17 protein-coding genes, 2 tRNA genes and 2 pseudogenes are annotated in these 18,961 nt (G+C 67.0%); 12 read left to right on the top strand and 9 right to left on the bottom strand.

What is annotated here, in order from left to right; translation table 11 throughout:
• Window positions 1-92: 92 nt before the first annotated feature.
• Window positions 93-1,892 carry a hypothetical protein gene (locus tag AB0H75_RS37385; protein WP_367804390.1) on the top strand — a complete coding sequence of 600 codons (1,800 nt, stop codon included), beginning with the start codon at window positions 93-95 and terminating at the stop codon, window positions 1,890-1,892.
• 136 nt (window positions 1,893-2,028) lie between these two features.
• Here the strand turns inward: AB0H75_RS37385 and AB0H75_RS37390 are convergent, their stop codons facing one another.
• The 3 genes and pseudogenes from AB0H75_RS37390 to AB0H75_RS37400 all read right to left on the bottom strand — a co-directional run bounded on the left by AB0H75_RS37390 (window position 2,029) and on the right by AB0H75_RS37400 (window position 4,448).
• Window positions 2,029-3,018 (bottom strand): restriction endonuclease, encoded by a 990-nt coding sequence (locus AB0H75_RS37390; protein WP_367804391.1) that lies wholly within the window; start codon window positions 3,016-3,018, stop codon window positions 2,029-2,031.
• 98 nt (window positions 3,019-3,116) lie between these two features.
• Window positions 3,117-3,242: pseudogene (locus AB0H75_RS37395) on the bottom strand (IS630 family transposase); the annotation flags it as partial.
• A gap of 255 nt (window positions 3,243-3,497) precedes the next feature.
• The gene (locus tag AB0H75_RS37400) at window positions 3,498-4,448 is read right to left on the bottom strand and encodes an HNH endonuclease (RefSeq protein WP_367804392.1); all 951 of its coding nucleotides are present in this window, start codon (window positions 4,446-4,448) and stop codon (window positions 3,498-3,500) included.
• Between the two features lie 36 nt (window positions 4,449-4,484).
• On the opposite strand from AB0H75_RS37400, the gene AB0H75_RS37405 reads away from it, so the two are divergent.
• The gene (locus tag AB0H75_RS37405) at window positions 4,485-4,760 is read left to right on the top strand and encodes a hypothetical protein (RefSeq protein ID WP_367804393.1); all 276 of its coding nucleotides are present in this window, start codon (window positions 4,485-4,487) and stop codon (window positions 4,758-4,760) included.
• A gap of 333 nt (window positions 4,761-5,093) precedes the next feature.
• Here the strand turns inward: AB0H75_RS37405 and AB0H75_RS37410 are convergent.
• Window positions 5,094-5,166 (bottom strand) — tRNA-Arg (locus tag AB0H75_RS37410).
• 918 nt (window positions 5,167-6,084) lie between these two features.
• On the opposite strand from AB0H75_RS37410, the gene AB0H75_RS37415 reads away from it, so the two are divergent.
• Complete coding sequence (locus AB0H75_RS37415) at window positions 6,085-7,188, top strand: D-alanyl-D-alanine carboxypeptidase family protein (RefSeq protein ID WP_367804394.1); 1,104 nt, start codon at window positions 6,085-6,087, stop codon at window positions 7,186-7,188.
• 141 nt (window positions 7,189-7,329) lie between these two features.
• On the opposite strand, the gene AB0H75_RS37420 is transcribed toward AB0H75_RS37415, so the two are convergent.
• Both AB0H75_RS37420 and AB0H75_RS37425 read right to left on the bottom strand, forming a co-directional pair.
• On the bottom strand, window positions 7,330-8,025 hold the full coding sequence (locus AB0H75_RS37420; RefSeq protein ID WP_367804395.1) for an RcpC/CpaB family pilus assembly protein: 696 nt from the start codon (window positions 8,023-8,025) through the stop codon (window positions 7,330-7,332).
• On the bottom strand, window positions 8,022-8,828 hold the full coding sequence (locus AB0H75_RS37425) for an S-methyl-5'-thioadenosine phosphorylase (protein ID WP_367804396.1): 807 nt from the start codon (window positions 8,826-8,828) through the stop codon (window positions 8,022-8,024). The genes AB0H75_RS37420 and AB0H75_RS37425 overlap by 4 nt, the downstream gene beginning before the upstream one ends.
• Before the next feature lie 115 nt (window positions 8,829-8,943).
• Between AB0H75_RS37425 and AB0H75_RS37430 the strand changes: the two genes are divergently transcribed.
• Both AB0H75_RS37430 and AB0H75_RS37435 read left to right on the top strand, forming a co-directional pair.
• Complete coding sequence (locus AB0H75_RS37430) at window positions 8,944-10,911, top strand: MFS transporter (RefSeq protein ID WP_367804397.1); 1,968 nt, start codon at window positions 8,944-8,946, stop codon at window positions 10,909-10,911.
• A gap of 672 nt (window positions 10,912-11,583) precedes the next feature.
• Window positions 11,584-11,814, top strand: coding sequence for a hypothetical protein (locus AB0H75_RS37435; RefSeq protein WP_367804524.1), 231 nt, complete (start codon window positions 11,584-11,586; stop codon window positions 11,812-11,814).
• Between the two features lie 14 nt (window positions 11,815-11,828).
• Here the strand turns inward: AB0H75_RS37435 and AB0H75_RS37440 are convergent.
• The 3 genes and pseudogenes from AB0H75_RS37440 to AB0H75_RS37450 form a co-directional block, all read right to left on the bottom strand.
• A pseudogene (locus tag AB0H75_RS37440) lies at window positions 11,829-11,969 on the bottom strand (FmdB family zinc ribbon protein); the annotation flags it as partial.
• A 69-nt stretch (window positions 11,970-12,038) separates the two neighbouring features.
• On the bottom strand, window positions 12,039-13,553 hold the full coding sequence (locus AB0H75_RS37445; protein ID WP_367804398.1) for a potassium/proton antiporter: 1,515 nt from the start codon (window positions 13,551-13,553) through the stop codon (window positions 12,039-12,041).
• 23 nt (window positions 13,554-13,576) lie between these two features.
• Window positions 13,577-14,146 (bottom strand): 5-formyltetrahydrofolate cyclo-ligase, encoded by a 570-nt coding sequence (locus AB0H75_RS37450; RefSeq protein WP_367804399.1) that lies wholly within the window; start codon window positions 14,144-14,146, stop codon window positions 13,577-13,579.
• A 24-nt stretch (window positions 14,147-14,170) separates the two neighbouring features.
• On the opposite strand from AB0H75_RS37450, the gene galU reads away from it, so the two are divergent.
• The 7 genes from galU to AB0H75_RS37485 all read left to right on the top strand — a co-directional run bounded on the left by galU (window position 14,171) and on the right by AB0H75_RS37485 (window position 18,924).
• Complete coding sequence (gene galU, locus AB0H75_RS37455; protein ID WP_367804400.1) at window positions 14,171-15,073, top strand: UTP--glucose-1-phosphate uridylyltransferase GalU; 903 nt, start codon at window positions 14,171-14,173, stop codon at window positions 15,071-15,073.
• A gap of 31 nt (window positions 15,074-15,104) precedes the next feature.
• On the top strand, window positions 15,105-16,292 hold the full coding sequence (glp, locus tag AB0H75_RS37460; RefSeq protein WP_367804518.1) for a gephyrin-like molybdotransferase Glp: 1,188 nt from the start codon (window positions 15,105-15,107) through the stop codon (window positions 16,290-16,292).
• A gap of 134 nt (window positions 16,293-16,426) precedes the next feature.
• Entirely contained in the window at window positions 16,427-16,897 is a 471-nt protein-coding gene (gene moaC / locus AB0H75_RS37465) for a cyclic pyranopterin monophosphate synthase MoaC (protein WP_367804519.1), read from the top strand.
• The gene (locus AB0H75_RS37470; protein WP_367804401.1) at window positions 16,894-17,379 is read left to right on the top strand and encodes a molybdenum cofactor biosynthesis protein B; all 486 of its coding nucleotides are present in this window, start codon (window positions 16,894-16,896) and stop codon (window positions 17,377-17,379) included. Before moaC ends, AB0H75_RS37470 begins: the two co-directional genes overlap by 4 nt.
• A gap of 49 nt (window positions 17,380-17,428) precedes the next feature.
• Complete coding sequence (locus tag AB0H75_RS37475; RefSeq protein WP_367804520.1) at window positions 17,429-18,082, top strand: GNAT family N-acetyltransferase; 654 nt, start codon at window positions 17,429-17,431, stop codon at window positions 18,080-18,082.
• A 124-nt stretch (window positions 18,083-18,206) separates the two neighbouring features.
• Window positions 18,207-18,800, top strand: a complete 594-nt coding sequence (locus AB0H75_RS37480; RefSeq protein ID WP_367804402.1) for a hypothetical protein — start codon at window positions 18,207-18,209, stop codon at window positions 18,798-18,800.
• Window positions 18,801-18,850: 50 nt separating this feature from the next.
• Window positions 18,851-18,924, top strand: a tRNA-Ala gene (locus AB0H75_RS37485).
• Window positions 18,925-18,961 lie beyond the last annotated feature (37 nt).

The following is an 18,961-nucleotide window of genomic DNA, read 5'->3' on the forward strand; positions in this document are numbered from 1 at the left end:
GAAGTCGGGTAAATGGTGATATGGTGGCACTCGCATATTACGTTTCGGCTACCATCGCATGGGTCGCGGATTAGAGGGCTCAGCGTTGGTCGATGTTCCCTGATGTGGCAGATCTGGGAATCATCCGGTGCCGTTGGTTGAGGCCCTATTTCTCGGTCATCGCACTTCGGTGCGTTCGGTATGACCCCGAGCATGCGACACAAGTACTGCTTGATGTGCTTAAGAAATCACTTGCTGATCAGACGGAAACCGCAACCGCTGTATTGGCTGACGGTATCGAGAAATCGGCTGGTGCGGCGGGGCTGCTCGTCAACGGGTTCATCTATCGCAGAGAGTTCAGTCCTTCATGGGCCACCACTGCGGCTCCATCGCTCGTGGACTTGGAGCACGCTCTGGTCCTGACCTTGAGATATAAAGACCTCTTGGTGGTCCACTGTGACGACACACAGAAGCGATACATCAGGCGCTGGCTCCGAAAAAATAGTACACCTCTCATCATCATCGCCCCCGAAGTATTGCAACGCGCCTTCTGCGAAGGAGAGACGCGTGCTCTCTGGTTGCGTGGCACACATGCCCGCCGCACAACCCGGCCGGATGCCAAGGCCCTCAATGGTCAACGCCTGCAGGATGCGCTGAGTCCGTTGGAGGACAGCTCGTTCATATATTCTTCGGCACGTACGGCTCCTTCGTGGGGAGCGCCTGGTGGCCCACGGACGGGAAATATCGGCGTCACGCCGAAGGATGGGCTTATCTGGTCCAGAGCTTCGCGCGACTTTGAGGACTTCATCGCTATGGCAGGAGATGTACTACGGCGGTTGGATGAGGTCTCAGGAACGAGCGCGACCGCGCGACCGCCCTTCCCGATACTGGCTACGGAGGTTCATAGCCTTTCTGGTGTCCGGGGAGCCTATGACCTCTCCACCGTAACGCCAGGCGAGCTCGTTGAGGGGCAACGTGACGAGGCCACGGTCGAAGCGGCAGCGCTTCTGGAGAGAACAACATTCCATGTTCAGGGCAGATCGGATTCAGCTGGCTTCTCCATGGATGTAGGCCTCGACGGAGTGTTGTGCGGAAGCATACAAGCTGCAGTAGGCCATGCAAGGAATGGAGGCGTCTCAATAGAATTCGGCTTCGACCCATCGCGAGCCCCGACCAGTCTGCCCGAAACGCGTCAGATTCTTGACGCCTTGCGCGACTCGCAAGGGCTGATACGGATCTACTTCGATTCTGGCCATGTCATCGATGGCCGTTGCGTGTACAAGCCTGAGACACGAAATGCACCTTTCCGCGGATGGCAGTTCGATGACTTCACTGGCTACGACATCACGCGGGAGAAGCCGGCGGATTCGCCCGCGCGCATCCACGCCAGGACCGGTGAGCCGGGTGATGATTCGCTTTTCAGCTGGGTTTCTCGACAATATGCATCCGGATGGCTAACCTGCGACGACGGACCGGGCGAGATCGCGGATTTTATTCACGTCGACGAAGAGGGGGCTCTCAGTCTCATCCACGTCAAATCCGCTAAGAGCAGGGCCAAGAGACGGGAAATAGCAGTCGCGGCCTACGAAGCCGTCGCAGGTCAGGCAGCGAAGAACCTCGCCTACCTGGACGGAGATCGACTTCTCCGTCGACTTGAATCGCCGCCTATCCCGAATCCTGCTACATGGGAGTACGGCACGCGTGTCGCCGACCGCCGCGAGATGCTCGTAGCGCTCGGTAGCAGACATCAGCGCGACCGATGCCGTGTCGTCATAGTGCAACCGCACGTCACGCGGACGGCCATTCGGAAGCCGAGCCGTCGGCTGGCACTCCTCGAAACCTTGCTCAACACGGTTGGAGGAGGAATCGCGGCATTGGGCGCGGAATTCACTGTTACGGTGAGTGATGAATAAAGTTAGGGCCCCGTCAAGCGTAGCAATGTTGCAGGAGTGACAAGTCATCCGGATTCTTGGCAGCGAAGCCAATGGTCGGTCGGTCGCGGTCAAGGATTCCTGATCGGCCGTCGCGGAGGGTGCTGGAGGCTGATGTTCATTCTTCCAATATTTTCATCGCAGAAAACAGCCGCTTAAGCTCTGGGTTGGATGCAGCGAGCCGTCGTAGATTCAGTTCTAGGAGATCCTTCTCGAATTTCTGACGATCGACACGTAGATGTTCTTCTGGTTGTCTCAGTCCGAGTGCAGCCCCAAGATCTGGATTGACGACGACCAGCGTGATTTGCAACTCTTGAGAAGCGTCAGCGTCGGAAACGACTCGTTCAAGGTTGCGCCTGGCCTCTTCGGGCAGGCCGTCGCCGTCAGCGACGATGATGAGTTCTTTGAGATCAGATGGCTGGTTCAGCTGTACTCGTGCTACGAGTGGAAGGTTGAGTCGACCCATCGCAGGGATGACGGAGACTGCTTTTTCGGGGTAACGTAGGCGTGCGAGTGTGCTGATGATATGAGCATCAACCTTGCCCTCTACGATCACAGTGACTTTTCTCTGTGAAGTCGTGATCGGGGCTGAGATGATATCCGGCAGAGGTATGTAGGGTGTGCCTTCTTCTGCGGCAGCTCGAAGCTTAATGTCGATTGCCTGATTGATTCTGATCCCGTTAGGTTGGGCTATTTTGCGCATGTCGAATCCATCGAACAAGATCAGATTTAGCGTCTTTCCGGCCACGAGGGCATCCACTGCATCGTCGGAGTAGCCAGCCATGCTGATGAATAATCCGATCGTTCCTGTTAGCTTCCCGTCAACTTTGCCACGGAATTGATAAAGCGATGATGCGGGAACTGGATCGCTAGTCCATTTCGCCTCAAATAGCATTGGTCGGCCGCGATGAAGAAAAGAACCGTCGATCTCTTCTCCTTGGGGCCTGTAACGGGTGCGTGGGTCCATATCCGCTGCATCAAACATGATGTAGAGCACATGTTCAAACCGGTTGCCTCGGCGCTGCTTCTCGGCATTGCTGACGTTAGCAGGAAGACCGTCTAGGGCCGTGAACAGGGACCGCCATACCGAGTTTTCGTTCCAGTCCATATCGTCCCCTCGCTAAGACAATCGATCTTACAGAAAACACGAATAGAAGTTCGTTTGTAGCATCCGGAGCTCTGCCTGCCTTTTCGAATCGCCGCGCAGCTTGCCGACAGTTCCTGCAGCGACAACAGCATCATCACCGCCCGAATTGCCTGCCGCCAGCGGCCTCGCAACTCCGCCTGTAGCTGCTTGATCGACGCGGCCGGAGCATTTGACCAGCACACCATGCGGCGGGAGTAGGCGTCCAGCACCGCGCAGCAGTACACCTTGCCTTCGCGGTCGGGTGTTCGGTGATGTCGGTGACGCACGGCTGATTGGGGCCGGTCCGGGTGAAGGCCCGGTCGACCAGGTCGGTGGCGACCTGATCAGGCTTGGTACGCCGCCACATAGGCGGCTGCCCGCTGAGGCCTTCCAGCCCGGCCCAGCGCATGAGGAGTTCTACCGCGTTATGGCTGCTTCATTCAACCCAGGGCACATCAGCCTTACGTTGCGAGGAACACCTGGTTCAGATGCCACTCCAGGAAGGCGCGGCTGGGTCGGTCGGATGCGTGGGCAGGCATGGTGACCGCACTTCCTGCATGTTGGTAGAGCTCGTCGTCACCGAACTCTTTGCTCAAGCGCGGGCTCACTCGTAGCCGGTAATCCGTACCGATCCCGAGATATCCCTGATCGAACAGGATGTGCATGTCCGAACGCAGCAGGATGCCGTTGTCCAGCCGGTGTTCGCCTCCGCGTGTCACTGGTCGGATGTGGGCTGCTTGTAGTACTGGGCGGATGGCCGAGCCGGTGATGGCGCAGCGTCCCTCATAGGCGTTGAGGACCACAGCTTTGAAGGCTCGCTGGCCAAGCCGGCGGGGGGTCAAGCGGGGGTCCCCAAAGATGGGGCCTTCGAGCCGCCATGGTTGTGACACGTCGGTGGTGTCGTTGCCGAGAAGGCGGGTCATGAGGTCGGTGAAGTAGTCGGTGTAGGGAGGGGTGGCCATGTCGTAGCCCTTGCCCTGAACGATGTTGGAGGCGAAGTCAGGGGGCGGGCCCGCTGGAAGCTCGAAGAATCGAGTGTCTCGAAGCAGGACGCAGCCGATGATCGGGTCCTCACCTGCTGCTATGGGACTTCGACGATACTTGCTGATCCTCTCCCTCATCTGCTCCTGATGGTCGGCGCCGTTGGCCTCGCCGAAGGTCTCCCATGCCTCGGACAGGGGAAGCGGCTGGAAGGTTTCGAAGATGCCGCCGCCGACCACCTGGTTGTACGGAAAGCCGTTGACCGGGTTCCTGTCCGGATGGTGGGTCTTGAAGAAGAACGGCTCGCCGGGACGCAGTGCGCGGAAGTTCGTGTTGCCTGAGGGACGCCAGAAGTTGGCCTCCGTCAAGGTTGGGCGCGCCGACATGAATCGATACCAGTCGCCGTCGGTGACTCCGACATATGCCTTCACGTACGGAATTGTGCAGCTCGAAGATCGTTGCTGCTAGTGGATATGCCCGAGGTAGGTTGGCCGGTCGTCTTATGGGTCCTGATGTCCGGTTCTCGGGATGCATCGCCACCTGTCTTCCTGCTGCAGGCGATGGCCGATCGGGTGATCGCGGTGCTCCGTGATGAACCCATCGGCAAGCAGGGCCGGCCGTGCCCGCCGGTACTGGGGGTGATCGAAGAGGCGCGCACGTTCGTCTGCCGGGCCAGCGCGGGGCGAATGCGCGCGCTGCTGGACCAGTTGCAAGTCGGCAGTCGTTGTGGCCGCAAGCGCTAACAGGCCCGGCGTTCGTGTGGCAGCAGCCTGAACATGGGCCGGAGAGTTGCTCGGGGGACGTGGAGTGACGCGGTGGGGTACGCGCCTCTTTGGCGCGATCGCCAGTGGCGTTCGTCTAATGTCCGGGTGGCCGTGGCGGGTGCCGGAGGCCGGGATGGTGGATAATCAGGGCCTGAGCTGCGGAAACGCTATCAAGATCATCCCGTGTATGTCCCCTGATCATGGTCTTACGGTTGCGTGCGGGCGCCGTCTGCTGCCTACCAGGGACACAAAACAAAAGACCTGCGGCTGTGAAACCGCAGGTCGGGGGCCTGTAATGCCGATCTGGGTGAGTGCCCCCGGCAGGATTCGAACCTGCGGCACCCGCTTTAGGAGAGCGGTGCTCTATCCCCTGAGCTACGGAGGCGGACGCTCGTAAGCCTAGCGAAAGTCTGGCACTGCGTGGGACGTGGGGCTGGGATGAGTTCGAGGGGGTTGGTTATGGGTGGTCTGAGCTGCGGTAAAGGCATGACAAGTGGTCAGATTCTTGCTCATCGGGCGTGGCTAGCTTCTGGGCGTGACCATGAGGCGGTGTAGGCGGGCGCGGCGGCGGCCTGCTGTGTTGTTCGGGGCGTTGCTGGCGCCGGGGATTCTGGCCGGAGGGTTGCTGGCGGGGCAGGCGCAGGGGTTCGGGGAACCTTCGGGGCGTGCTCGGGCGATGGGGGGAGGTGATGGGGGAGGGGTGGTCGCGTTCGAGCCGGTGTTCGTGCCGGTGCAGCGTCGATGGGCCGTGCGGATGTACGAGGGGTTCGTTCCTGGGGCGGTGGATGTTGTCGCCGATAAGAGGAGAGCTGCTTCTGCCGGTGAGAGCGAGGGTGCGGGTGAGGTGGCGAGGGGAGTGGGTGGAGAGAGGAGCAGGAGCGAGGGGGAGAGGCGTCGGGCCGGTGCTGGAGAGGTGGCGGCTTCTGCTTTTGCTCCTGGAGGGTCTGGGCGGCGGCGTCGGGAGGTGGTGGAGGAGCCTTATACGCCTGTTCCGGTTCGGCCTCGGGAGCGGGAGTGCCCTGGGGAGTGGGAGGAGACGTGGTTGTGGGAGGTGTGCCGGGACGGTCTGCGGGAGGACGTTCAGGAGTTCGCCGGCGGTCTGCTTCCTGGGATTTGAGTGATGAGGGACCGGGCTCGAAGTTGTCTGGGTGAGAGGAAGATGGTGCTCGTGGGGCGGGGTGATTGAGCAAAGGGGGCTTTATGTCTCATAACAGCTCTCTGGAGTTCGGTCCGGACACTCGGGGGGCTGTAGTAACGTGCGTCCCTGACCCGGGTAACGAGTTTGCATACGGAGGAGTCGAACGTGCCAGCCCCACGATCAGCGGGTCTGATCGCGGTTGCCGTGGCGATGGTGGCTTCTCTGGTGGTGCCCTCTTCGGAGGCTTCGGCGCAGGTTGACCGGCGGGTGGAAGCGCGGGCCCGAGCCCAGGAGCGGCGGGATCCGGGGAACCTGACGGAGCTCAGGAAAGAGGCGGAGCGGTCGGCCAAGGAGCTCGAAGAGGCCACCAAGGCTTTGGAGAAACGGCGCAGTACGATCGCCGCCTCGGAGAAGGAGCTCAAGAGCAAGCTGACGGCGCTGCAGGATCTGGAGCGGCGGCTTGCGGTGATGCGGCAGCCCGTGTCGCAGATGGCCGAGCTCATGTACGTGCAGCCGCTCACCGGGGGCGGGGTCCTGCCGTTCCTGGCCGGGGGGGCTGATGAGCACACTCTGCGGGCGCTCAGCGATGCCAATCAGATCGTGGCGGCGCGGCAGCAGGTCGTCGAGCAGACCAGTGTGCTCTACGCGCAGGCCGAGAAGCTGGCGGGCGAGGCGCAGGAACTGCGGGCGGGTAACCTCCTGGCGGAGGCGCAGCTGGCCGCTGAGGTCGACACGTTGCGGCAGCGGTCGGACAAGATCGTGAAGTCGTTGACCGCGGCGTTGGTGAAGCTGGGTATCAAGGTCGACAAGGTGGGGCGGGCGGCGCTCGGGTGTGACCCGTTGCGGGCCGCTACCGCCGGTGAATATCCCAACGGGCTCATTCCCAAGGGCATGCTCTGTCCTTTGCAGCAGAAGGGGTTCAGCTTGCGGGCGGACGCGACGATCGCGTTCGTCAGCCTTAATGAGGCTTATCGGCAGCGGTTCGGCAGGCAGATGTGCGTGACGGACGCCTATCGGAACCTGGCCGAGCAGCAGGCTGTCTACTATCGGCGGCCGGGGTTCGCGGCGGTGCCGGGGCGGAGCAACCACGGGCTCGGGCTGGCTGTGGACCTGTGCGGCGGCGTGGAGCGGTCGGGGTCCGCGGAGTTCGTGTGGATGGAGAAGAACTCCAAGAAGTACGGGTGGTTCCATCCTTCGTGGGCCTACAGCAGCCCCTTCGAGCCGTGGCATTGGGAGTACGACCCCAAGCTGGGTTCGCTTCTCGATTGAGGTCCGGGTGGGCTGGTGCCGGCGGATGCGGGATGCGTCCGTTGGGTGCGGCATCGGGTTCCGGCAGGCAGGCAGACAGGCACGTGAGGTCCTTCCGCGGGTGGTTGCCAGGCTGTTGTGAAGGAGTGCGCCATCGTCCGCTCAGGGGCGTGCCGGTGGCGATGGTGATGGCTGGGCCGGTGACAGGGGACCTTCGGGTGTGGTCGTGGTCGGCGTGATGCTCGGTGTCGGCGGTGGTGGCAGGGTGATCGACAGGTGGGCGGTGGCCTGGGCGGTCGCCAGTGTCGCTGCTTGCGTCGTGGTGGTGGCCAGGAGGAGGAGCGTGCCGCGGGGGGTGGCGGATGTCATGTTCTTTGCGGAGCGGGGCGGAGGGATGGTGATCACGGATACTGCTTCGGCGATCGTGCGGGCGGGGGTGGTGGCTTCGGGCCAGGTCGCCAGGACGTTGATGGTGGAACCGGGGGAGAGCAGGGCCGTGATGTCCGGGTCGTCGATGCGTACCGGGGTGGCGACCATGCCTGGTGGGAGGCGGGTGTAGGCGGTTTTCAGCAGGCGGGCGTCCGTCAGGGGCTCCCCGCGGCGCATGGGGGCTGTCAGGTGGTGGGCGGTGGCGAGGGAGAGGTGGCGGATCGCGCCGGCCGGTGGATGGTTGAGGGGGACGGGAGTCAGGTCCGCGGGCGTCAGAAGGCCGGCGGGGAGGTCGTGGGCGGCCACCAGCACCGTGGTGGGCCGTGCGGGACGGGTGGCCGCGTAGGCGGCGAGGACGGCCAGGGCGGCGAGCGCCGCCGCGATGAGGCGGCGGCGACGGCCGTAACGGATGAACCAGGTCTTGATCACGGGAGGTCGAACGGGAGCTTGAGACCGTCCAGGGCGCTGCCGCAGGGGCAGGTGCGCTCCTCGGGGAGGGACTGGACGGTGGCGGAGACCAGGGAGCGCATGCGGGTGACGTTTTGGGCGAAGAACTCCAGGACCTCGTCATGGGTCACGCCCTGGCCCGCCTCGACGCCGGCGTCGAGGTCGGTGACGAGGCAGAGCGAGGTGTAACAGAGGGCCAGCTCGCGGGCGAGGATCGCCTCGGGGAAACCGGTCATGCCGACGATGGACCAGCCGTTGGCGGCGAACCACTGGGACTCGGCGCGGGTGGAGAAGCGGGGCCCCTCGATGACGACGAGGGTGCCGCCGTCGGCCGTCTGCCAGTCGGCCGAGCGAGCCGTGTCGACGGCCACCGCGCGGCCCGACGGACAGTAGGGATCGGCGAAGGAGACGTGGATGGCGCCGCCGACGTCGTAATAGGTCTGGGCGCGGCCTGAGGTGCGGTCTACGAGCTGGTCGGGGATGACCATGGTGCCGGGGCCGTAATCGGCTCGCAGGGACCCCACGGCGCTGGGCGCGAGCACCTGACGGACGCCGAGGGAGCGCAACGCCCAGAGGTTGGCGCGGTAGGGGATGCGGTGGGGCGGATAGCGGTGATCGCGGCCGTGCCGGGGGATGAACGCCACCGAGCGGGAGCCGATGCGTCCGACGGTGACGACGTCGCTCGGAGGGCCGTAGGGAGTGGTGAGCTCGATCTCCTCGGCTTCGTCGAGGAGGGAGTAGAAGCCGGAGCCGCCGATGACGCCGATGTCTGCGCGAGTGACCATGGCGCCGAGAGTATCCGGGCCGGGGGTGGCCCTGATCGGCCGAGCGGCGTTCTGTGGATAACCGGTGTACGGTTGCGGTGCGTGAGAACATCAGTACGAAGAGTAGGATCGCGGCATGCGGCAACAGGGTCTCGGGCTCATCATCGTCGCGCTCATGCTCGGCATGTTGCTGGCGGCGCTCGACCAGACGATCGTGTCCACGGCCCTGCCGACGATCGTCGGCGACCTGGGCGGGCTGGAGCAGCTCTCGTGGGTCGTGACGGCCTACATGCTGGCCTCGACGGTGTCCACGCCGCTCTGGGGCAAGCTGGGCGACCAGTACGGGAGGAAGCGCCTGTTCGTCGGCGCCATCGTCATCTTCCTGGTGGGGTCGGCGCTCTGCGGGCTCAGCCGGAACATGGGGGAGCTCATCGCGTGCCGTGCCGTCCAGGGGCTCGGGGGCGGCGGATTGATGGTGCTCGCCCAGGCCATCGTGGGCGATGTCGTGTCGGTACGGGAAAGAGGGCGCTACCAGGGGTTCTTCGGTGCGGTCTTCGCGGTTTCCAGCATCGTGGGGCCGCTGCTGGGCGGGGTGTTCGTCGACCGGCTGTCGTGGCACTGGGTGTTCTACGTGAACCTGCCGCTGGGGGCGATCGCGTTGTTCGTGATCGTGGCCGTGCTGCCGGGAGACGGCACGCGGGACAAGCACACGATCGATTATGCGGGGATCGTGCTTCTGGGCGGGGCCACGTCGTGTCTGGTGCTCGTCGCCACCTGGGGCGGGACGACGTACGCGTGGACGTCGCCCGTGGTGGTGGGGCTGGCGGTGGCGGCGGTGGCGCTGCTGGCGATGTGGGTGCTCGTGGAGCGGCGGGCGGCCGAGCCGGTGATGCCGCTCGGGCTGTTCGGGCTGCGGGCGTTCTCGACGGCCTCGGTGGTCGGGTTCGTGGTGGGGTTCGGGATGTTCGGGGCGCTCACCTATCTGCCGCTGTATCTGCAGGTCGTGCACGGGGTCAGCCCCACCATGTCGGGGGTGTACCTGCTGCCGATGATGGCGGGGACGCTGACCATGTCGATCGTGAGCGGGCAGATCATTTCCAAGACCGGGAAGTACCGGTTTCTTCCGATCGGAGGGACTCTGCTCGCGTCGGCCGGGCTGTTCCTGCTCTCGACGATGACGGAGCACAGCAGCCTGCTCACGATGGGGGTGTTCCTGCTGGTGCTCGGGGTCGGGCTCGGGATGACCATGCAGGTGCTGGTGATCGTGGTGCAGAACGCCGTGGACTTCAAGGATCTCGGGGTGGCGACGTCGGGGGCCACGTTCTTCCGGTCGATCGGGGGGTCGTTCGGGGTGGCGACGCTGGGGGCGGTGTTCGCGGCGACGCTCGACGAGGATCTGCGTGAGGCGTTGCGAGGGGTGCGGTTGCCGGCCGGGTTCGACCCGGGGCGGGTGCAGGAGGACCCGACCGTCATTCAGCGGCTGCCAGCGGGGCTGGCGGCGGACTTTCTGCACGTGTACGCGGATGCGATCGCGGCGGTGTTCCGGGCGGCGGCGCCGGTCGTGTTCGGGGCGTTCGTGCTGAGCTGGTTCATTCCGCAGGCGCGGCTGCGGGAGACGACCAAGGCGACGGACCTGGGGGAGGGGCTGGGCGCCGCGTCCACCGAGCGGTCGTCGCTGGCCGAGGTGGAGCGCGGGCTCATGCGGCTGGCCGATGCCGACCTGCGGCGGGGGTACTACGAGCGGCTCGGGGCGGCGGCGGGGCTGGACGGAGTCTCGCCTCAGGGGGTGTGGGTGATCGCGCGGCTGAGCGGGGAGGAGTGGGTTCGGGCTGAGGCGCTGGCGGAGCGGGCCCATGTGAGCAGGGCGTGGGGGCGGCCTTACGTCGATCAGCTCGTGGCGGTGGGGTTGGTACGGAGGTCGGAGGACGGGGAGGCGCTGCGGCTGACGGATGAGGGGAAACGGGCGGGGGTGAAGCTGGTGCGGTGTTCGCGAGAGGGGCTCAGGCGGCTGGTCGAGGATTGGGGGGAGGATGCGCAGCTTGAGCGGATGGTTGATCGGGTGGCGCCGGAGTTGTTGGGGGCGCATGCCGATCGGCCTCGGTGAAGGGTTCGGTCATTGATTGTTGGTCGCTGGTCGCTGGTCGCTGGTCGCTGGTCGCTGGTCGCTGGTCGCTGGTCGTTGGTCGTTGGCGGACTGGGCTGGTGAGGCGCGCCTCTGTGAGATGGATGTGGCCGAACACCCATAGGTGCTGTCTGGGCTGATGGCGTCTGTTCTGGTGGCGATGCGGGATGCATGGCGGCGTTCGGTGCGCGGCGTTCGGTGCGCGGCGTTCGGTGCGCGGCGTTCGGTGCGCGGCGTTCGCTGTACGGCGTTCGCTGTACGGCGTTCGGTGCGCGGTGCGCGGTGCAGGGCGGCGGGGAAGGAGCGGCGATGGCAGCAGCGCAAGGCACCACTGTCGTGCAGGGTTGCGTTGTCGTGCAGGGCTGCGTCGCCATGCGGGGGTATGTCGCGTAGGTCGCCGGTGCGTAGGTCGCTGGCGTGTGGGTCGCCGGCGTGCCGCATTGCCTCCGTGCAGAGTCGTCATAGGCGGGACGTCGCCGTAGGCAGGGCGGCGTTTTCGGCAGGGCGGTGTCCCGCGCGGGCCATCCCGCATGCAAACCGCCCCGCATGCAAACCGCCCCGCATACAGGGTGTCCCGTATGCGGGGCGGGTGCTGGGCAGAGCCGCGTGCCGGTCGTCGGCGGGCAGGTGGTCAGCCGATGGGGATGATCACCTGTGCGAGTTCCCGGGCGTGCAAGTGCCTGGTCGGCCGGTGGTCGGCCGGAAGGTCAGCTGGATGCCGCGGCGGCGGCCGGTGAGGAGGAGGTCGACGAGCTGGAGGAGTCCGAGGAGGACTTGCTCTCCGAGGACTTGGACGACCCCTCGGAAGACCCGTTGGACGATCCGTTCGACGAGGAGGCCGACGAAGAGGAAGACGAGGACGACGTGCGGTTGTCGGTCCGGTAGAAGCCGGAGCCCTTGAACACGATGCCCACCGCAGAGAAGACCTTCCGCAGGTTGCCTTCGCACTTCGGGCACACCGTCAACGCGTCGTCCGTGAACTTCTGGACGACCTCGAGCTGCTCACCGCAGTCGTTACAGGCGTACTGGTAAGTCGGCACGCGGCTCCTCCTACAGACTCTGGCACTCGAGCGTTGCGACTGCTAATGGTAACCGATTAGGTCAAACGCCTATTCCAACCCCCGCTCCCCGTACCAGCCGGCCAGCTTGCCGCTGCGGCTGACGGCGCGCAGCCGGCGTTCGACCTGCTCACGGCAGGTGGCGGTGGTGACGATGAGGAGCTGGTCGGCGGATCTGATGCGGGTGGTGTTGTCGGGTACGAACGATTTGCCGTCCCGCACGATCAGGGTGACCTGTGCCCCGGCGGGGAAGCGCAGCTCGAAGATCTCCACGCCGTGCAGGCGGGAGCCGGGCGGGACCTTGACGTGCAGCAGGTCGGCCTTGAGCTCCTCCAGCGGCGCGGCCTCCACCGACAGGTCGTGGGCCTCGCCCGGCGCGGTCACCCCGAGCACCCGGGCCACGAACGGCAGCGTCGGCCCCTGCAGCAGCGTGAAGACGATGACGATCACGAAGACCTGGTTGAAGATCTCCTTGGACCCCTGGACGCCGGCCGCCCAGGGGATGGTCGCGAGCACGATGGGGATCGCGCCCCGCAGCCCCGCCCACGACAGGAACGCCTGGTCGCGCCAGCTCACCCAGCCCAGCCGCAGCGCCCACGACGCCACGGAGCTGACCAGCACGGACAGCGGCCGGGCCAGGAGCACCAGGACGGTCCCGGTGATCAGCCCGGGGACGACGGCGGACGGCATCTCCTCATGGCTGGCCATCATGCCCAGCATGACGAACAGCCCGATCTGCGCCAGCCAGGCCGCGCCCTCCGCGAACCCGCGGGTGGCCGCCCGGTGCGGCAGTCGCGAGTTGCCGAGGACCAGCGCCGTCAGGTAGACGGCCAGGAAGCCCGAGCCGTGCAGCAGCACGGCGCCGCCGTACGAGACGAAGGTGAGCGCGAGCACCGCGAGCGGGTAGAGGCCGGAGGCGGGCAGGGCGACGCGGCGCAGCGCGTACGCGCCCGCGGGGCCCACGGCGAGGCCGAACGCGGCGCCGATGAGGAGTTCGAGCCCGGTTTCGAGGAGGAACGTTCCGACGCTCGGCGCCTCGTGGGCCGCCCCGGCCGCCGTGCTGAGCAGGGTCACGGCGATGACCGTCGGGGCGTCGTTGAATCCCGACTCGGCCTCCAGGATGCCGGCCAGCCTGGACGGCAGCGGCAGGCGGCGCAGGACGGAGAACACCGCGGCGGCGTCCGTGGAGGCCAGCACGGCGCCGAGGAGCAGCGCGGTGTTGATGTCCAGGTCGAGGACGCCCCGGACGGCGAACGCGACCACGACGATGCTGACCGTCACGCCGAGCAGCGCCATGATCAGGGCCATGGGCACCGACCGGCGCACGTGCGACCAGGTCGTGGTCAGGCCGCCCTCGGCCAGGATCAGCGCGAGCGCGGTCAGGCCGATCTGCTGGGCGAGCAGCGGGCTCTCGAACGACAGCCCGAACCCGAAGTCGCCCAGGACCAGGCCGAACCCGAGGAAGAGGAGGAGACTGGGCAGGCCGCTGAGATGCGTGATGCGTACGGACGCGATGGCCGCGATGACGATTCCGGCGCCGACGAGCAGCCAGACATCATGCGTCATCCGCTCCCCTCTCGTCCCTGTGTTCACATAAGAGTAGTGAGTCCCTCCGGAGTCATCGCATAGCGGACCGGCTGGTCGTGCGGCTCGGCCGGGACGCCGTCGATCAGCTCGCCGCTGTGCAGCAGGGCCACGGTCGGGACGTTCGGGCCGACGCGGGCCAGGGCGCGGTCGTAGGATCCGCCGCCGCGGCCGAGGCGCACGCCCGTCACGCGGTCGACGGCCAGGGCGGGCGCGATCACCAGCGCCGCGGTGCGGATGGCGTCGACGCCGCGGCGGGTGTCCACCGGCTCCATGATCCCGTAGGGGCCGGGCGCGAGCGTGTCCGGCCCGTCGTACACCGCCCAATCCAGGTCATGGTCGGCACGCAGGACCGGCAGCAGGATGGTGGCTCCATGTTTCCAGAGAGCGAACACGAGCCCGTGCGTGTCCGGCTCCGACCCCGTCGACCAGTAGCAGGCCACCAATCCGGCCATCTGGACCCACGGCTGGTCGAGCAGCGTTTCGCGGGTTTTCATGGCGTTTGCGCGTAGTTCCTCCGGGGAGAGGGAGGCGCGCGCCGCGTTCCGTTGACGACGGAGGTTCGTCTTGTCCACAGGTCCCTCCACTAGGGTCTACTCATGGCTGACTTCGACCCTGTGACGAAAGCCGTCGTGCCCGCCGCGGGTCTGGGCACCCGGTTCCTTCCGGCGACCAAGGCGACACCCAAGGAGATGTTGCCCATTGTCGACAAGCCCGCGATCCAGTATGTCGTCGAGGAGGCCGCTTCCGCCGGGCTCCTGGACGTTCTGATGGTCACCGGCAAGAACAAGCGCTCGATCGAAGACCATTTCGACCGCGCGTTCGAGCTGGAGGAGGTTCTGGAAGCCAAGGGCGATGAGCACCGGTTGTCGCAGGTCCGCGAGCCGGCGTCCCTGGCCACGCTCCACTACGTGCGGCAGGGCGAGCCGAAGGGCCTCGGCCACGCCGTGCTCTGCGCCAAGCAGCACGTGGGCGACCATGCGTTCGCCTGTCTGCTCGGCGACGACCTCATCGACCGCCGCGATCACTTGCTCAAGCGCATGATCGAGGTACGCGACACGTACGGCGGCAGCGTGATCGCCCTGATGGAGGTGCCCAAGGAGCAGGTGTCCCTGTACGGCGTGGCGACCATCGAGGCCACCACGGAGGACGACGTCGTCCGGGTGACCGACCTGGTGGAGAAGCCGGCGGTCGACGAGGCCCCGTCCAACTGGGCCATCATCGGGCGTTACGTCATCGACCCGGCGGTGTTCGAGGTGCTGGAGAACACCCCGCCGGGGCGCGGCGGCGAGATCCAGCTCACCGACGCGCTGCGCACGCTGGCCGGGCGCGGCTCCGAGGAGGGCGGCCCGGTGCACGGGGTGCTGTTCCGCGGGCGGCGTTACGACACCGGTGACAAGCTGGACTATCTGCGCACGGTGGTGAAGTTCGCGGCGGATCGGGAGGATCTGGCGGCGGAGTTCGTGCCGTGGCTGCGGGAGTTCCTCGATGAGGTCGGCTGAGCCGGTCTCGGGCCCGGGCTCGGGCTCGGGGATGAAGTCCGTCGAGGCGCACCTGGCCGACATCCTGGCCACGGTGCGCCCTCTGGCGCCCATCGAGCTGGACGTGGAGCAGGCGTTGGGAGCGACGCTGGCCGAGGAGGTCTCCTCGCCGGTGCCGCTGCCGCCCTTCGACAATTCGGCCATGGACGGCTATGCCGTTCGAGCTGTTGACATATCCGAGGTCCCGGTGACACTGCCGGTGATCGACGACGTCGCGGCCGGATCCGACGAACTGCGGGCTGTCGGGCCCGGCCACGCCGTCCGCATCATGACCGGCGCGCCGCTGCCGGCCGGGGCCGACACCGTGGTGCCGGTGGAGTGGACGGACGGCGGGACGGCATCCGTCCGGATCGACCGCTCCGCGCAGCCCGGCAACGCGATCCGCCGGGCGGGCGAGGACGTCCAGGCCGGCGAGGTCGTGCTCAAGCCGGGCACCCTCATCGGGCCCGCGCAGCTCGGCATCATCGCCGGGGTGGGGCGGCGGCGCGTGCTGGCGCGGCCGCGCCCCCGGGTCGTCGTCATCGCCACGGGCGCCGAGCTGGTGGAGCCGGGCGGGCAGCTCAGGCCCGGCCAGATCTGGGACTCCAACAGCTTCACGCTGACCGCCGCCGTGCGGGAGGCGGGCGGCGAGGGGTTCCGTGCCGGGGCGGTCGGGGACGATCCCGCCCTGCTGCTCGACCGGCTCGACACCGACCTGGTGCGGGCCGACGCCATCATCACCAGCGGCGGGGTGTCGATGGGCGCGTACGAGCCCGTCAAGGAGGCCCTGTCGCCGCTGGGCACCGTGCGGTTCGAGAAGGTGGCGATGCAGCCGGGAATGCCGCAGGGGTTCGGCGTACTGGGGGACGACCAGGTGCCGATCTTCGCGTTGCCCGGCAATCCGGTGTCGTCGTTCGTGTCGTTCGTGTTGTTCGTCCGCCCGGCACTGGACAAGATGCGCGGGCTGCCGGCCGGAATGCCGCAGACCGTCGCCGCGCGCGTTACCGGGGCGCTGCGCTCGCCCGGGGGGCGGCGGTCGTACCTGCGGGGCGTGCTCGCCGCCGACGGCACGGTCACGCCGGTCCACGGACAGGGCTCCCACCAGCTCGCCGCCCTGGCCTCGGCCAACGCGCTGATCGTGGTGCCCGAGGACGTGACCGAAGTGCCCGGCGGGGCCGAGGTGGAGGTGATCCGGCTGTGAGCGTCGAGAACGGGCTGACCCAGGGGGACGGGAACGGACCGGCCGGCGCGGGCAGGAGCGGGCCGGCCGACGCGGGCGGAAGCGGGCCGGCCGGCGCGGGCGGGAGCGGGCCGACCGGCGCGGGCGGGAGCCGGTTGACCCACGTGGACGAGAGCGGCGCCGCGCGCATGGTGGACGTCTCCGCCAAGGACGTCTCCGCGCGCAGTGCCGTCGCCACCGGCCGGGTGCTGCTGTCGGCCGCGACGGTCGAGCTGCTGCGTTCGGGGGAGGTGCCGAAGGGCGACGCGCTGGGGGTGGCCCGGATCGCCGGGATCATGGGGGCGAAACGCACGCCGGACCTGATCCCGCTCTGCCACCCGATCGCGCTGCACGGCGTCAAGGTGACGCTGGACGTCGAGGACTGGGGCGTGGCGATCACCTGCCGGGTGAGGACGGCCGACCGCACCGGTGTGGAGATGGAGGCGTTGACGGCGGTGTCGGTGGCGGCGCTGGCCCTGATCGACATGGTGAAGGCCGTGGACCCGGGCGCGGTGATCACTGATGTGCGGGTGGAGGAGAAGCTGGGCGGCAAGACCGGCCGGTGGACGCGGGAGCAGCCGGCATGATCGTGCGGGCGCTGGTGATCACGGTGTCGAACCGGGCGTCGGCCGGGATCTATGAGGACAGATCCGGGCCGCTGCTCGTCAGGCTGCTGCGTGACGAGGCCGGCTGCGACGTCGTCGACGGGCCGGTGGTGGTGCCCGACGGCGAGCCCGTGGAGGCGGCGCTGCGGGACGGCGTCCAGAGCGGTTACGGGGTCGTCGTGACCACCGGCGGCACCGGGCTGACGCCGATGGACCTGACGCCGGAGATGACCGCTCGGGTGATATCTCGCGAGATTCCCGGTATCGCGGAGGCCATCAGGCAGGCGAACCGGGAGAAGGTGCCCACCTCCGTCCTGTCCCGGGGGCTCGCGGGCCAGGCGGGTGACACGCTGATCGTCAACCTGCCCGGCTCGTCCGGCGGGGTGCGGGACGGCGTCGCCGTGCTCGCCCCGATCCTGCGGCACGCCGTCGAGCAGATCAGGGGTGGCGATCATCCCCGTTGAGTCCCGATCTCGATCCGCGCGTGGCGACATCCTCCCCGTTGGGGGGATGATGAGAGTTGTGGATCGACTTCGTGGCTGGCCGGTGAACCTCAACGAGGGGCCGGTGGGCCTCCGGCCGCTGCGGTTGGCCGACGTGCGCGTGTGGCGCGAGACCAGGCTGCGCAATGCCGACTGGTTGCGTCCCTGGGAGCCGAGCAATCCTGAGACGCCTCTGTTCAGGACCGGGCTCGGCCCCTACGTGTCCATGGTCGGCACCCTGCGGAGGGAGGCGCGGCAGGGGCTCGCGATGCCTTGGGTGGTCACCTACGAAGGGCGCTTCGCCGGACAGCTGACCGTAGGCGCCATCGTGTGGGGATCCGCCCGTTCTGCCCAGGTCGGCTACTGGATCGACGGCAAGCTGGCGGGGCGGGGCATCACCCCCACCGCGCTCGCCCTGGCCGTCGACCACTGCTTCTTCACCACGGGTTTGCATCGGCTGGAGGCGAACATCCGCCCCGAGAACCACGCCAGCCGTAGGGTAGTCGAGAAACTCGGATTCAGGGAAGAGGGCATTCGGCGTCGTCAGCTTCACATCGATGGAGCCTGGCGCGACCACATCTGCTACGCGCTGACCGTCGAGGACGTACCCGGCGGGCTGCTCGTGCAGTGGCGTCGCGCCCGTGAGTCAGCGGCTCACGGGGGTTCCTCCGTCGAAGAGGTTTGACGATCTCGCGACACACCGCACCGAATGCTCGTCAATCAGTGACACGCGGTCTTACGGTGCGTGACGTGAGCAGATTGAAGACGCGACAGACCCACACGCGTCTTCATGCTGCCCGGAGGTGCTCGTGAGCAGCGTCCTCCTCTATCTCGCCATCGTCGTGATGTGGTTGTGCGTCCTCATCCCGATGTGGCTGCGCAAGGACAAGACCAACCTCGCCGAGCTGGCCGAGCTCGAGGAGTACTACACGGGCGAGCACCAGCTGCCCGACCTGGAGAGCCTGGCGGCCGCGGCGGAGGGCTACGAGGACGACGGCACCGCCCAGCCGGTCACCGGCGAGTTCGAGAAGGTCGACGTCCGCCAGTTCCGGCTGCGGCGGCGGGCGATCATCGTGGCGCGGCGGCGCCGGCTGCTGTTCTTCTGCGTGCTGCTGGTGGTGGCCTCCGTCGTCACGGCGGCGGTCCAGATGATCCCGTGGTGGGGCGTGGCGCCGTCCGGGGTGGTGATGGTGGGCTACCTGTGCTTCCTACGGGTCGCCGTCCACGTGGACAAGGAGCGCCGCGAACGCCTCCGCCAGGCCCGCGCCGAGCGCCTGCGCCGGGCCCGCCAGCGACGCCAGGCCGTGGAGGAGCCGCCGGCCGAGGTGATCGAGCTGACGCTGCACGAGGACGTCCTGTTCGACCAGTACGCGGAGCCGCCCAGGCGGGCCGTGGGGGACTGAAACGGTGGCGCGAGAACCCTTGAGGGGATGCTAATCTAAACGAGTCCTTTGGGGATGTAGCGCAGTCCGGTAGCGCACTTCGTTCGCATCGAAGGGGTCAGGGGTTCGAATCCCCTCATCTCCACCCAGGTCAAAGGCCGCTTCCAGGGCGTTGGGAGCGG

Source organism: Nonomuraea sp. NPDC050783 (assembly GCF_040802095.1).
Classification (GTDB): Bacteria; Actinomycetota; Actinomycetes; order Streptosporangiales; family Streptosporangiaceae; genus Nonomuraea.